At 71.3% G+C, this 13678-nt stretch carries 11 protein-coding genes; 6 read left to right on the top strand and 5 right to left on the bottom strand.

The annotated features are described in order from the left end of the window. The first annotated feature begins 49 nt into the window (after positions 1 to 49). The 4 genes from BL253_RS31760 to BL253_RS31745 all read left to right on the top strand — a co-directional run bounded on the left by BL253_RS31760 (position 50) and on the right by BL253_RS31745 (position 4060). Positions 50 to 487, top strand: a complete 438-nt coding sequence (locus BL253_RS31760; protein ID WP_076820996.1) for a hypothetical protein — start codon at positions 50 to 52, stop codon at positions 485 to 487. Between the two features lie 349 nt (positions 488 to 836). Further along, on the top strand, positions 837 to 2057 hold the full coding sequence (locus BL253_RS31755; protein WP_081438896.1) for a glycerophosphodiester phosphodiesterase: 1221 nt from the start codon (positions 837 to 839) through the stop codon (positions 2055 to 2057). Between the two features lie 708 nt (positions 2058 to 2765). Then, the gene (locus tag BL253_RS31750; protein ID WP_076820994.1) at positions 2766 to 3389 is read left to right on the top strand and encodes a hypothetical protein; all 624 of its coding nucleotides are present in this window, start codon (positions 2766 to 2768) and stop codon (positions 3387 to 3389) included. Between the two features lie 251 nt (positions 3390 to 3640). Next, positions 3641 to 4060 carry a VOC family protein gene (locus BL253_RS31745; RefSeq protein WP_076820992.1) on the top strand — a complete coding sequence of 140 codons (420 nt, stop codon included), beginning with the start codon at positions 3641 to 3643 and terminating at the stop codon, positions 4058 to 4060. Between the two features lie 147 nt (positions 4061 to 4207). On the opposite strand, the gene BL253_RS31735 is transcribed toward BL253_RS31745, so the two are convergent. Both BL253_RS31735 and BL253_RS31730 read right to left on the bottom strand, forming a co-directional pair. Next, positions 4208 to 5941 carry a serine hydrolase gene (locus BL253_RS31735; RefSeq protein ID WP_241835317.1) on the bottom strand — a complete coding sequence of 578 codons (1734 nt, stop codon included), beginning with the start codon at positions 5939 to 5941 and terminating at the stop codon, positions 4208 to 4210. Between the two features lie 114 nt (positions 5942 to 6055). Next, positions 6056 to 6718, bottom strand: a complete 663-nt coding sequence (locus tag BL253_RS31730; RefSeq protein ID WP_076820991.1) for a winged helix-turn-helix transcriptional regulator — start codon at positions 6716 to 6718, stop codon at positions 6056 to 6058. Positions 6719 to 6772: 54 nt separating this feature from the next. Here BL253_RS31730 and BL253_RS31725 point away from each other — a divergent pair, with 54 nt between their 5' ends. Next, complete coding sequence (locus tag BL253_RS31725; protein ID WP_076820989.1) at positions 6773 to 8122, top strand: 4Fe-4S binding protein; 1350 nt, start codon at positions 6773 to 6775, stop codon at positions 8120 to 8122. Between the two features lie 179 nt (positions 8123 to 8301). On the opposite strand, the gene BL253_RS31720 is transcribed toward BL253_RS31725, so the two are convergent. Then, on the bottom strand, positions 8302 to 10143 hold the full coding sequence (locus BL253_RS31720; RefSeq protein ID WP_076820987.1) for a bifunctional NAD(P)/FAD-dependent oxidoreductase/class I SAM-dependent methyltransferase: 1842 nt from the start codon (positions 10141 to 10143) through the stop codon (positions 8302 to 8304). A 308-nt stretch (positions 10144 to 10451) separates the two neighbouring features. Between BL253_RS31720 and BL253_RS31715 the strand changes: the two genes are divergently transcribed. Further along, complete coding sequence (locus BL253_RS31715; protein WP_076820985.1) at positions 10452 to 11045, top strand: helix-turn-helix domain-containing protein; 594 nt, start codon at positions 10452 to 10454, stop codon at positions 11043 to 11045. 186 nt (positions 11046 to 11231) lie between these two features. Here the strand turns inward: BL253_RS31715 and BL253_RS31710 are convergent, their stop codons facing one another. Both BL253_RS31710 and BL253_RS31705 read right to left on the bottom strand, forming a co-directional pair. Next, positions 11232 to 11861, bottom strand: coding sequence for a GNAT family N-acetyltransferase (locus tag BL253_RS31710; protein WP_076820983.1), 630 nt, complete (start codon positions 11859 to 11861; stop codon positions 11232 to 11234). Positions 11862 to 12333: 472 nt separating this feature from the next. Beyond that, positions 12334 to 13617, bottom strand: a complete 1284-nt coding sequence (locus BL253_RS31705; protein ID WP_081438895.1) for a cytochrome P450 — start codon at positions 13615 to 13617, stop codon at positions 12334 to 12336. Positions 13618 to 13678 lie beyond the last annotated feature (61 nt).

Raw genomic sequence — 13678 nt, 5'->3', positions numbered from 1 at the left:
GAGGGTGGTCGCTAGTACGTACGTACTAGCGACCGAAGTGGAGCCCTCCGTGCCCATCACCGTCACCGCCCCGCGCGGCGAACTCACCGAGACCGGCGAGCGCGAGATCCTCCCGCTGCTGACCGAGGCCCTGATCGCGGCCAGCGGCGCGACCGGCAACCCGTTCTTCACCGGCATCGTCGGCGGCACCATCCAGGTTCTGGACCCCTCGGACATCTATGCCGGCGGCGTCAACCGCCGCATCGTGATGGTGGAGCTCAAGCTGCCGAACATCGGCCTGCCCGACCCCGCCAGCCGAGCCGCGTTCATCGCCGCGGCGACCGACCTCGTCGATGCCCTTACGGTGGACGGCCACGGCCGTGACGACACCTGGGTCAACATCCTCAACGCGCCCGACGGTGGCTGGGGTATCGGCGGCGTCGCGTACACCGGTGAGGCCCTCGTCGCCGCGGTCGGCCAGGCCGCGCGGCTCGCCGGCGCCTCCTAGGCCGCCCAGGAGATCACCGCGCACGTGTTGTCGGCGTCGCGATCGCGGCGAGATCGCGACGCCGACAACACGTCGCTGCTGATCAAGGCGGGGTGGCGGGGTGGTGGGGTGGCGGGGTGGGGTGGCGCCAGCGCCGGTTCCTCGCGGCGGCTTCTGGGTTGCCGCGGTCAGGTGAACTCCCAGACACGTTTGCGCCCCGCGTCCGGGACCAGGAGGTGGCCCGGTTCATGCCGTGGACGATTACTCGACGGACGCGGGCCAGACGCGCGCAGTGTTGGCGTCCTTCGTCATTGCTTGGCTTGTGCGGCGCGCCGGCGTCGATGGCCGACGTCGCCGCGCTGGAGAACCTGTGGATCGTCGTACGGAAGACCTCCCCGCCGAGGATCTGACCGCTCAGGACCGGCCAGCCGGGGGCCGGCGCGCGATCGGCCGCCGCGGCGTTATCGCGGGCATGGCCGCCGCGCCCGTCCTCGTCGCCGCCTCCGCCTCGGCCGCCTCGGCGACCTCCGCCGCCTCGGTCACCGGGGCGGGCTCGGGTGGCGGGCAGGGCAAGCCGCAGCGGCCCACGACCCTGGTGATCGGGCACCGCGGCGCGTCCGGATACCGGCCGGAGCACACCCTGGCCTCCTACGAGCTCGCCGCCCGGCTGGGCGCCGACTTCGTCGAGCCGGACCTCGTCGTCACGAAGGACGGCCACCTGGTCTGCCGGCACGAGCCCGAGATCGGCGGCACGACCAACGTCGCCGACCATCCCGAGTTCGCCGCCCGCAGGGTGACGAAGACGCTCGACGGTGTTTCCCTGACCGGCTGGTTCACCGAGGACTTCACGCTCGCCGAGCTCAAGACGCTGCGCGCCAAGGAGCGGATCCCGGACGTCCGCCAGCACAACACGCTCTACAACGGCCGCTTCGAGATCCCGACGCTGATCGAGGTGCTCGACCTGCGCAAGCGCCTGTCGGCGGAGCTCGGCCGGCAGATCGGCGTCTACCCGGAGACCAAGCACCCGACCTACTTCCAGAAGGCCGGGCTCGCGCTGGAGAAGCGGCTGCTGGACACGCTGAACCGCTACGGCCTCAACGACAAGAACGCGCCCGTGTTCRTGCAGTCCTTCGAGACGAAGAACCTGGGCGAGCTGCRCAGGCTCGGCCTGAGGACCCGCGCGGTGCAGCTCCTCAGCGCCGCCGGTGCCCCGTTCGACCTGATCGACGCCGGCGACAAGCGCACGTACGCCGACCTGATCACCCCCGCCGGCCTGAAGACGATCGCGACGTACGCGAACGGCATCGGGCCGGACAAGAACCAGATCATCCCGCGGGACGCGGCCGGGAACCTCGGAACCCCGACCACGCTCGTCGCCGACGCCCACAAGGCCGGCCTCGTTCTGCACCCGTACACGTTCCGCGCCGAGAACAGCTTCCTGCCCGCCGACTACCGCGTCGGCACGGTGGCCAGCGACTACGGCCGGGCCATCGACGAGCAGGTCACCTTCCTCAGGACCGGCATCGACGGCCTGTTCACCGACAACACCGACGTCGGCATCCTCGCCCGCGCCGCGTTCCTGGGCGGCTGACGGCCGCGAGTCTTTCAGCGCGATGGCGGCCGGCCGGGACCATCCACCGGATTCCCGGCCGGCGCACCATCCGTCAGCGCACGCGCGGCCAGGCGGAACCTCTCCTCCTGCCTGCGGCCGTCCGCCTGCGGCCGTCCGCCTGCGGTCAACCCGGCGGACTCGGCGATGATCCGTACCTCCGGTAGATCTTCTGACGTGAGTGCGACGCCACCAGTGGTTGACCGGCGCGGCAAGATCGAGAACAGGGTGGCCGACATGGTCACGAAATGGATCTTCGTTGATCTAGAAGGGGCACAGATATTCTTCTGGCGGTTTCCCTTCGCCACTGGCCCCGCGTGCGGTCGCGGGCATGGCTGCCTGGATTAAGATCTTTTTCTTCCTGTCTTTGTCTGGAAGTAGACCCTCTTCTCTGGTCTCCGCGGCTGTGGGCTGAATATGTCGGCCGACCGACAGTCCCCGGTCGACCCCTTCCGGGGAATCCTTGACGGTCTCTGGGCTGGCTCTTTACGTGAAACACCCGGTGGTCGTAGGAGCCTGCTCCTACCTGATCCCGGGACAACTGGGAATGCACTCCCTTTCGCCGGGCCGGCGGTAGTCGCGAATATCGAACACGTCGCCGGCTGGGTAGTCGGCCAAGAACCCGGGGGTCTGGGCCTCCAGCCGCGCCGCGACGCCGAAAGCGTCGCGAACAAGACAGGAGAGGTAATTATGAACCGCCTTCTCGCTCCGCTCGCCCGCCGGACCGGCACGGCGCTCGCCGCCAGTGCTCTCGCCCTGGGCCTGGCGACGGCCGCCTGCTCGTCCGAGGCGGCGAGCACCAGCGACGCCGCGACGCCGGCGGTCGCGGCGTCCGACGCACCCAAGATCGATACAGCGGCTGCCGCCGCCGCCACGGCGACACCGAAGCCGGTCGAGCAGGCGGTGCCCGGCGCGGCTGGCGGGGCGGCGTTCGCCGGCGGAGGGTCGACGAGCTGCAACAACGGCTATGCGGGTGTCTGGATCGCCAACGACTCGAGCGCCTTCCTCCAGAGCGTCACGCTTTCGTTCACGAACTGCAAGCGCCTCGACTCCGGATCGGTCCGGATCGTCTCCAACCCCTGGCTGGGCCTGGGGAAGGGCTACTCCGACTGGGGGACGACGAAGAAGATCACCTGGGGCTACGTAGGCACCTCGGCGAGCGTGACCTATTATTTCCAGAACCTCACCGAGACGATCCACATCTATCCGATCGGGAAGAACGGCAGCGGTATCTCGACCAACGGCTACGAGACCTACGCCAGCGGCGGCGGTCGTTACCTGGCCCAGGAGACCTACCACCGCTACGGATCCTGATCGTCCTGTCAGCCGGCCCGGCCCGCCACTCCCCACAGGAGCGGCGGGCCGGGCTGAGTTGGTGGAAGTTCCTGGCCCGCGATTTCGCTGTTCGATCACGCGGCCGCGGCGGGCCGTCGTCCGTTGAGGCCCGGGGTCCGCCTTCATGACAAGACAAGATTGTCGGCGAAGTGGTACGGCTGCTACTCGCCGCGTACTCCGGTTGTCGTCCGCGCCGAGTACGGTTGCGTCATCTCACCGAGGAGTAACTAATGGCGGCCAGCATTGACCTGACTCTCGACTGCGCGAACCCGGCCAGGCTGGCGGCGTTCTGGAAGCTGGCGCTTGGATATGAGGACGAACCCCCGCCCGCCCCGTTCACCACCAGGGAGGACTGGCTCAGGGAGTATGGCGACTCCGGCGAGACGCCCGACGACGGCGCCTGGCTGCACGATCCCGCCGGGAACGGACCCCGACTGAGCCTGCTACGCGTCCCGGAACCGAAAACCACCAAGAACAGGCTCCACATCGACATCCGGGTCGCCGGAACAGGAAGCGCCGACGAGCGATGGGCCCGGATCACCCAAGCCGCCAGCCGGCTGACCGCCGCCGGCGCGACCAGCCTCCGGGAGTATCCCGGTCATCACATCGTGCTGGCCGACCCGGAAGGCAACGAGTTCTGCGTCGGCTAGCCTTTTCCGTGGATCTTGTTGGGTGTGGTTCCCGCTGGTCCGCCGGACGCCCGTTGCCTACGCGATCGGCGATCATCTGTCCTCGGCGGTCGAGGCTCGATGCATGATCGCGGCGACAGGTGACGGCGGCGCTCGATGGCCGTGTCATCAGCGGGCCTGGGGAAGATGGCGGGTGTGGGTGAAGGTGCCCTTGCCGAAGGCGAGGATCTTCGTCGGCCTGACCGCGAAGACGAACGCCGGGCCGCCGCCCTCGTGGTGGAAGCCGTCGTCGGCGACGTCGAACCGCCAGCCGCCGTCCCACCTGGCCCGCCAGGCGTCGGCGAGCCGGGTCAGGAGTTCCCGGTCCGTGACGCGGACCGCCTCACCTTCCACCATGACGTCGGTTCCCTGGTCCCAGCTAGCGCTGCCCGTGGCCAGCACGACATTGGGATTGGTGGCGAGGTTGACGGCCTTCTGCTCCGACGGGCCGGTGGAGAAATGGAGCGCTCCGTCGAGCCATACCGCGACCAGCGGCGTGACGTGCGGCCGCCCGTCGGCCCGCACGGTCGAAATCCAGCTGAGCTGGGCCGTCTCGAGGATCTCGAGGGTCGCGGCCCAGGTGGTGGGCTGGGCGCCCGGGTCGCTGAACCGTTCGTCGAGCTCGGTCACCGGGTCATCCATCGTCGCTCCCATCGTCGGTGGTCGGTGGTCGGTGGTCGGTGCGTGCGGGCTGGCGGAGGTCCGTGGGCCGGCGGAGGTCCGTGAGTTTGCGGAGCTGGGGAACGCGTCGGCCACGATGCGGTCGATCTCGGCCGCGGCGGACAGATCCTGGCTGAACCGGTTCCGCGTCACCGCCACGGCGACGCCTGAGTCGATGTCGGCGTACGCCGCCGAACCGTTCGAGCCGATCATGCCGAAGGTCGATCCGGGCCGCGAGGCGACACCGCCCGGGCGGTACGGACTGAACCCGAACGCCCAGGTGGTGGGCATGCCCATGACCTCGTCCTGCCCGTCGTGGGTGAGCGCGGCCATGGCGGCCAGGCGCGCCGGCGATACCAGGCCGCCTGCCGCGCCGGTCGCCGCGCGGCCCGCCACGTCGCCGAGCAGGGCGGCGTAGACGCGTGCCGCCCCACGGGCGGTCATGGTGCCGCTGGAGATGATGTCGGCGGTGAGCACGTCGCGGCGGTTGGCGAGGCCGGCGTCGGGCCGGATGCCCGGCGGGACCGCCCGGTCGGCCGGCGAGCCAGCCTTGGGCGGCTCCGGCGTTGGTCCGGGCGGTCGGTGCTGGTGCGCGACCCGGCCCAGCAGGTCCGCGCGGACGCCGAAACGCACGTCGTCCTCGATCCCGAGCGGGGTCGTGACCGCCTCGCGCAGCCACCACGACAGCGGCCGGCCCGAGGCGCGCCGGACAGTCTCGCCGAGCAGGAAGCCGAAGGTCTGGGCGTGGTAGCCGAACCGGGTGCCGGGCACCCACCACGGCCGGGCGTCGGCGAGCGCGGCGCACATGTGGTCCCAGTCGCACAGCTCCTCGACGGTCGTGTCATACGGCGGCGCCGGCACACCCACCGTGTGCAGCAGCACGTGCCGCAGCGTCGCGTCCTGCTTGCCATGGACGCCGAACTCGGGCCAGACGTCGGCGATCCGCAGGTCGTCGGTGAGCACGCCCCGCTCGACGAGCACGTGCGCTGTCGCCGCGGCCACCCCCTTGGCGGCGGAGGCCACGTAGAACAACGTGTCCGGCAGGACCGGGAGCCGCGACTCGGCGTCGCGTAGGCCGGCCACCGCGTCGACGACCAGGTGGCCGTGCCGCACGACGGCCACCTGCAGTCCCACCTCCGTGCCGTCCCGCACCATCCGGTCGATCGCGGTCTGCACGCGTGTCTGGAGGTCATCCGCGCTCATGCGCTCGCCCATACCCGTTGGACCGGTACGGCCCGCGTGACTCATCGGTCGGGTCGGTCATCGGCACGCGACGGTGAGCTCTGGTCTCGGTGACGGGTGGCGAGGCGCGCTGTCCTACGGGAAGGCCGCGATCGCGCCGAGGAATCTGCCGATCTCCTTGTCGCTGCCCTGCAGGCGAACGCCCGGTCGGCCAGCCGTGCGGGCCGCGGGAGAGGTGGCGAAGTAGTCGGCCAGGTCTCGCCTGGTGCCGAGCAGCTCCACGTCGGGATGCGGGGCCGCGACCTCGTCCAGCGTCCATCGGCCGTCGCGCCCGCTGATCGTGTAGTGGTCGTCGTGGTCGAGCGTCCGGAACACCCAGCTGGCCGGGCCGACATCGAGCCTCGCGCGGTCCAGGACGAGGCGCAGGCCGCCCAGCACGTGCTCGGGGTGGGTCGCCTCGCCGGGCGCGGGAGGCGCGGCGAGATGGCGCAGGCCCCACAGCGAGAGCTCCTCCAAAGCGGGCGCGAGGTCGTCGCCGGCGGGGGTGAGGCGGTACCAGACCTCCCGGCGGCCGGGCTTGCGGTCGACGAGAACGAGCCCGTCCGACTCGAGATCGCGTAGGCGCTGCGTCAGGGTCCGCGGGGTGATGCCACCGAGCCGGTCCATCAGGTCGGTGAAGCGCTTCGGGCCGGTCAGCAGGTCGCGCACGACCAGGAGAGCCCAGCGATCACCCAGGCGCTCCAGGGTCCTGGCCAGCATGCAGAAGTGCGCGTACGCGGAGCGCGGCGTGGTCGGCACGGACCGAGCTTATCCCTGCCGTAAAGATACTATCTCTATGATACTTTTCTCTGCGTGACGAACGAGACGCGACGGATCTTCCGAGGCACCGACGAGGCCGAGGCCGCCCGCCGGGCGTACGAGGCGTCGCTGGCCCTCCCGCCCCCACCTCAGCGCGTCGAGGCCACCTGGTTGCGTGAGCTGTGCCTGCGGGCCGGCGCCGACGACGTCGGTTTCGTGGACATCGGCCGGATCGGCCTGGGCGAGGAGAACGACAACGCCCGCCGGCTCTTCCCCGCCGTCAGGGCCCTGATCTGCCTCGTCGGGATCTCCAACCGCGACGCGATCCGTTCGCCCTCGCGCGCGACCGCGAACAACGCCTGGCACCGCACCGGAGAGAAGCTGGACAACGCCGCCGCCCGCATCTGCGAACAACTGGCCGAGGCCGGTGTCCGTGCGGTGTCGACCAACATCGGGTTTCCGATGGACGTACAGGCCCCGCCCGGCCAGCCTCCCTGGGGAATCGCGCAGAAGATCGTGGCCGTCGAGGCAGGCATGGGCCACATGGGCATCAACCGCAACGTCATCCATCCGAAGTTCGGGAACTTCCTGCTGCTCGACACCGTCCTCATCGACGTCGAGATCGACGCCTACGGCCAGCCACTGGACTACAACCCGTGCCTGGGCTGCAACCTCTGTGTCGCGGCCTGCCCGGTCGGGGCGATCAGCAACGTCGGGGAGTTCGACTTCTTCGCCTGCCTCGGGCACAACTACCGCGAGTTCCCGTTCAGCGCCGGCGACTGGGTTGACGCCGTGGCCGCCGGGGACGCCAGCGCCTATCGCGCGAAGTTCCGCGAGGACGAGACCCAGTCAATGCTGCAGTCCCTGGCGTTCGAGCCGAACTACAAGTCCGCCTACTGCATGGCCGTGTGCCCGGCCGGCGAGGACGTCATCGGCCCCTACCTCGCAGACAGGGCGCGCTACCGCGAGGATGTCCTGCTCCCGCTGCGTCGCCACCCGGAGCCGGTGTACGTGCAGTCCGGCACGCACGCGGAGAGGACAGCCGCCCGCAACCCCGCCAAACAGGTGCGCTACCTCGACTTCAGGCCCGACGTCTCCACAGTCGCGAACTTCGCCCTGGGGCTGCGGCACATGTTCACGGCGAACGGATCTCAGCAGGACGGCCTTCGGGTCGCGTTCCGTTTCCCCGACGGCACCCTGCTCGCCAGCGTCGAGAGCGGGAAGCTCACGACCGGGCCAGTGGGTGACGCGCCCGTCGACGCGACCGTGGTCTGCGACGCGCCCGACTACATCAGGATCCTTTATCGCCCGGTCGCCGGTCGTCCCGCCTACACCGAGCGGGGCAACCACACCGTCGACGGTGACCCGGCCGCGCTCCGGCGCCTCCTGGCCTGCCTGAGCTGACCTCGGCAGGGCTGGCCGCGATCCATGGTCCCGATCGCGGCCAGCCCGCCTGTCCCCTGGATGTCGTTCGCGCTCGTGCGCTCGCCCATACCCGTTGGGCCGCACGGCCCGCGTGAGTTGTCGGTCCAGTCGATCGTCGCAGAGGAAGAGGGCTCCGCAGTGGGTGGGGCGGACCTGCGCTACTGGGTGGTCCGGTCGTCGCGGCGGGCGCGCAGGATCGAGTCGTGGGTGGGCGCGTGGCCGCCGGGAGACCCGGCGAAAGGGCGGGTCTCGGCCGTCTCGATGATCCAGCCTGGGCCCAGGGAGGAGGCGACGTCTCCGGCGACCCAGGCGACCTCGGCCAGATGGGGGTCGGGGGCTGTGGTCCGTGGGTCGCCGACCCCACCGTGGCCCTTGGGCGACGATTCGCCGTGTCCGTGTCCGTGTCCGTGTTCGTGTTCGTGTTCGTGTTCGTGTGGGTGACCCTGGCCCTGGCTTTGTCCCTTCACGCTTTCTCCGTCGCCGTGACCGTGACCGTGCCCGTCGCCCGGGGCGTGGCCGACGAGCAGGAGGGTGCCGCCGGGGGCGACGGCGGCGGCGAGATGGGCGAACAGGGGGCGACGCTGTGCCGGTGGCAGGCACAGGTAGTTGGCGGTGACCAGGTCGTAGGTGCCGGGGGCTGGCTCGACGGCCAGATCGGCGTGCAGCCAGGTGACGTCGTGGCCGAGCCGGGTGGCGCGAGCCTCGGCGCGTTCCAGAGCGGCTCTCGACAGGTCGACGGCGGTGACCTTCCAGCCGCGAGCCGCGAGCCAGCAGGCGTCCGCGCCGGTGCCGGCGCCGGCGTCGAGTGCCGTGCCGGGTGGCAGGCTGGCGGTCATGGCGGCCAGGACCGGGCTCGGGTCGTCGATCTCGGGCCCCGCGGCCGCGCGGGCGCGGTGTCGCTCGCTCCAGGCCCGCTCGCCGAAGACCCGGTCGTAGCGGTAGGCCTCGACGGCCCGGCGGGTGTCCTCGGCGATGAGGTCGCCGTTGAGCGCGGCCGCGGTCGTGACGCCCGAGGCGGCCGACGAGATGACCTGCGCCTGGACGTCGGTGACGTTGCCCACCACCCACACCCCGGCGACCGAGGTGGCTCCGGTCGGGGCCGCCTCGATCCGGTCGCCGACGACCAGGTCGCCCATCCGCGCCTCGGCCGGTCGCAGCCCGAGCGGCGCGAGCAGGTCGGCGCGGGCGGTGAGCCGCGACGCGACCGTCACCGCCTGGCGGGGGACGACCTCGCCGGACCGCAGCCGGACGCCGACGAGCCGGTCGTCGGCCACCTCCAGCGCGGCCACCTCGCCGTCGACGACGGGGATGCCGCGGGCGGCGAGCTGTTCGGCCTGATCCTCGGTGAGGTCGGGCGCGGTGTGGCGGAACAGGACCACGTCCTGGCTCAGCTGCCGCCACAGCAGCGCCTGATGGACCCCGAGAGGACTGGTCGCGAGCACGCCGATCGCCTGGTCGCGGACCTCCCAGCCGTGGCAGTACGGGCAGTGCACGACGTCGCGTCCCCACCGGTCGGCCAGGCCCGGCACATCGGGTAGCTCGTCGACGAGACCCGTGGCCACGAGCAGCCGCCGGGCCCGCGCCGTCCGGCCGTCCGCCAGCGAGACCCGGAAGAGCGGTCCGGCACCCTCCCCGCCACCGCTGCCGTGCTCGCCGCCACCGCCGTTGCCGCCTTCGTCGAGGCGCTCGGCCGCGGTGACCGTCCCGGTGACGACCTCGCCGCCGTAGCTGGCGACCTCGGCGCGACCGATGGCCAGCAGCTCGGCGGGAGGCGTGCTCTCGCGGCCCAGGTAGTTGTGCACGCGGTCGGCGCGGACGTTGCGAGGCTCGCCGGAGTCGACGACCAGCACCGAGCGCCGCGCCCGCGACAGGGTAAGCGCCGCGCTCAGCCCGGCCGGGCCGCCGCCCACGACGACGACGTCGTACTCCCGCTCATCGGCCTCGCCGACATCGACAGCCTTGGCGTCGGCCGACGCGGCGTATCTGGTCTCGATCGTCATGTGATCCTCCTCAGCTCGGCGGGAACGCGGATGTGCCGCCATCGCCAGCCAGCTCCGTCGTTGTCGGCAGCGGCGTGGACGTGCCCGTGGCCGCGCCCGCCTGTCGCACCGTGCGGGAAAGGCTGCTGGTTTGACAAATAACGTTGCCGAGATGGCAAACTTCAGGCATGACCGACGGTAGGACCGGACAGCCGGGCGCAGCGACCGCTGAGCCGAGGGCGCGCACCACGCGGACGAACGCGCGAGCGGCGAAGACGGAAGCACCTGGTCCGTGGGCGCCAGGCGGCGACGGCGCGGGTGACGACGGGATGGACCTCGATGGTGTGCTCGCGGCAGTGGGCCCGCGGCTGCGCGCGCTGCGCCAGGAGCGCGAGCTGACGCTGCCGAGCCTGTCGAAGGCCACCGGGATCTCAGTCAGCACGCTGTCGCGGCTGGAGTCCGGCCAGCGCCGGCTGACGCTGGAGCTGCTGCTCCCGCTCGCCCGGGCCTACCAGGTCCCGCTGGACGAGCTGGTCGGCCACCCGCAGACGACCGACCCGCGCGTCCACCCGCGCCCGTTCGTGCGGAACGGGATGACGGTCATCCCGTTGTCCCGCCGGCCTGGCGGGCTGCAGGCGTTCAAGATGCTCATCCCGGCCAACTGGCCGGGGTACGAGCCGGAGCAGAAGGTCCACGAGGGCTACGACTGGCTCTACGTCCTGTCCGGGCGGCTGCGCCTGCAGCTCGGCGAGCACGACCTCGTGCTGGCCGCCGGCGAGGTGGCGGAGTTCGACACCCGCGTCCCGCACGCCTTCAGCAACCCGACCCCCCACCCCGTCGAGCTCCTCAGCCTCGTCGGCCCCCAGGGCGAACGCGTCCACATCCGTGCGCGGGGATCCACCGGCGCCACCCGCACCACCTGAGCCACCTGAGCAGTCACGCGAGGTCCGGCCGGTCTGGCCGGGAGGCCCGCCCGTCACCTGAGCGCGGTCCTGGCGCGCACGAGCCGCCTCGAGCCGGAACCCCTGGGGGGCGCAGCGATACCTTCAGCGCCTCGCCGAGCGGCCGGTGCCCGTCTTCGGTCCGGTCGCGGTCGCGGGTCCCGCCTGTCAGACGGGCGGGTCGAGGACCGCGGCGAGGCGGCAGGTGACAGTGAGGATGCCGTCGGCGCGGCGGGTGGGGCCGTCGGGGAAGACCGAGCGGAAGAGGGCCAGGGCGGGCGTGTTCTCGGCGAGGACCTCGGCCGTCAGGTGGGTCAGGCCGAGCTCGGTGGCACGGTGGCCGAGTGTGGTCAGCAGGAGGCGGCCGATGCCCTGGCGGTGCATCGCGTCGGCGACCTCGATGGCCACCTCCGCCTCGCGCGGTCCGGTACGGGCCAGGCGGACGATCCCCGCGGCGCGTGGGCCCTCCGCCGTGCAGACCACCGCGACGAGGGCCAGCCGGTCGCGGCCGTCGACGTCGAGGAGGGTCGCGCGGAACCGGCGGGACAGCTGGTGCAGCGGGGCGTGGAAACGCAGGTAGCGGCTGCGCGGCGACAGACCGGCGAACACCTCGTCCAGGGCCGCGCCGTCCCGCGGCGTCAGCTCACGGACCAGCGGGACGGCCCGCCGGATGGCGCGGCGCGAGCATGGTGACGCGGTTCGCCGGCGGGTCTCGCCACGCTGACGGGGAATATCACCCGGCTGGCCGGCGCGTGCCTGCGCCCGGACCAGGTCAGGTGAGTGGGCGGAAACCTGCATGACCCCAGTCCAGCCCTGACAGTCCGGAGCGTCCCCCCGTCGTCGGCTCCCGGACGCCCCGCCACGCGTCGCCCTGTCGACAGCGACCGCGGGAATATCTGGTGTGACAGCCGCCCCGCCGTCACTGGCAGTACCTGCCGCCAGGGCCGTTATGCAGGGAAAGAGAAACCGCGATGCCGAAGCGAAAATCCGCTGGTGGCTGTCAGCGCTGGAGGCCGACGGGGATCTGGTGGCATTTCCGGAGTCAGAGCGAGCAACCGAAACCGCTCAGCAACCCCTCATCGGATCCGGCCATGACCTGTGGGCCGGATCCCGGTTTCCTGAGCCCCATAACCCATGGGCGGATGGGCGTGGCCAGCGGTGCGGTCCTGTCCGGAGCCAGGACTTCGAAGGTCCCACCAGATCATGATCCGGGCGGTGATCTGGTGGGATCTTCGGCGCTTTCCTGCCCACTGGTCACGAGTTTTCCTGATCAGACGGTTGTGTGCACGCGCGGGCCGGGGCGGAACGTGATGGGGACGGTGTGTGGAGAGCGGGTGAGGGTGTTGTGGAACTGAACGTCCGCGCCGTCGGCCAGYCGGATGTCATCGAGCCGCCGGGTCAGTTCCTCGAGGGCGATCCGCAGGTTCAGGCGGGCGACGTTGGAGCCCAGGCAGCGGTGCGGGCCGGCGCCGAAGGCGACGTGCCGGTTCGGCGAGCGGGCCGGGTCGAACGCCTCGGCATCGAGGAACTCGGCGCTGTCATAGTTCGCCGACGCCCAGTACAGCAGGACCTTGTCACCCGCGCTGATCTCCCGGCCGCCGAGCTCGACGTCGCGGGTGGCGGTGCGGGCGATGGCGATGAACGGGGAGTCGAGGCGCAGCAGTTCCTCGACGGCGGTCGGGATACGTTCCGGGTGCGCGCGCAGCAGCGCGGGGATCTCCGGCTGGCGGGTGAAGCGCAGCATCATCAGCCCGAGCGCTCCGGCCGTCGTCTCCAGGCCGCCGAGGACGAGCAGCTGGACGATGCCGACGGCCTCCGCCTCCGTGAGCGGCCGGCCCTCGTACTCGGCCGCGATCACGGCGTCGACGACGTCGCCGCGTGGCTCGGATTCCCGCCGCGTGGCCAGCAGACTGGTGATCCAGGCCGACAGCCCAGCCCAGCCCTCCTTGGCGCGGGGATGGTTGGGCACCGAGGATACGGACGCCATCTCGGCGACCTTCGCGATCTCGTCGCGCGGTGCGTGCAGCGCGAAGTCGAAGAACGACGTGCTGGGGAACGGCCGGGCGAAGTCGTCCATGAACTCGCACGCGCCGCGCTCGATGAAGCCGTCGATCAGCCGGGTGACCAGCTCGCGGGCCGGCGTCTCCCAGTGGGCGATCGCCTTCGGCGTCAGGTGCGCGTTGACGAGCTTCTTGTAGGCCCGCTGCTCGGGCGGGTCCACCTCGACCGGGATGTTGCGGACCTCGCCGCGGTACGGCGGGATGTTCAGCCCCTCCGTCGAGGTGAAGGTCTCCCAGTCCTGGGCGACCCGAAGCACGTCCTCGTACTTCGTCAACACCCAGAAGCCGCCGTGCGCCTCGCTGCGCGCGACGGGGCAGAGCGAGCGCATCCGCGTGAGCGTTTCCGGCAGAACCGGGGCCAGCTCGGGGGAGACGTGGTCGAACTCCCGCAGGCACCATTCGTCGGGCATCGGCGCGCTGGTCGCCGCCGGGCTGGCCATCACCGTGCCGGCCGCCGCTGGGCCGTCCGGTGTCACCGAAGACGTTGGCTGCATTGTTCCTCCAGGACAGGAACGTTCGGAATCCCAGGAAAGCGGACGGGGCCGGCCGCGTCCT

The organism is Pseudofrankia asymbiotica, from assembly GCF_001983105.1.
GTDB classification, from domain to species: Bacteria; Actinomycetota; Actinomycetes; order Frankiales; family Frankiaceae; genus Pseudofrankia; species Pseudofrankia asymbiotica.
The sequence above is the reverse complement of the archived record's forward strand: the minus strand, read 5'-3'. Positions and strand labels throughout refer to the sequence as shown.

Bases quoted from the DNA above. Each gene is read 5' to 3' on its own strand.
- BL253_RS31750 (WP_076820994.1), top strand. From the start codon at position 2,766: ATGAACCGCCTTCTCGCTCCGCTCGCCCGCCGGACCGGCACGGCGCTC.
- BL253_RS31745 (WP_076820992.1), top strand. From the start codon at position 3,641: ATGGCGGCCAGCATTGACCTGACTCTCGACTGCGCGAACCCGGCCAGG.
- BL253_RS31735 (WP_241835317.1), bottom strand. From the start codon at position 5,941: ATGAGCGCGGATGACCTCCAGACACGCGTGCAGACCGCGATCGACCGG.
- BL253_RS31720 (WP_076820987.1), bottom strand. From the start codon at position 10,143: ATGACGATCGAGACCAGATACGCCGCGTCGGCCGACGCCAAGGCTGTC.
- BL253_RS31715 (WP_076820985.1), top strand. From the start codon at position 10,452: ATGGACCTCGATGGTGTGCTCGCGGCAGTGGGCCCGCGGCTGCGCGCG.
- BL253_RS31710 (WP_076820983.1), bottom strand. From the start codon at position 11,861: ATGCAGGTTTCCGCCCACTCACCTGACCTGGTCCGGGCGCAGGCACGC.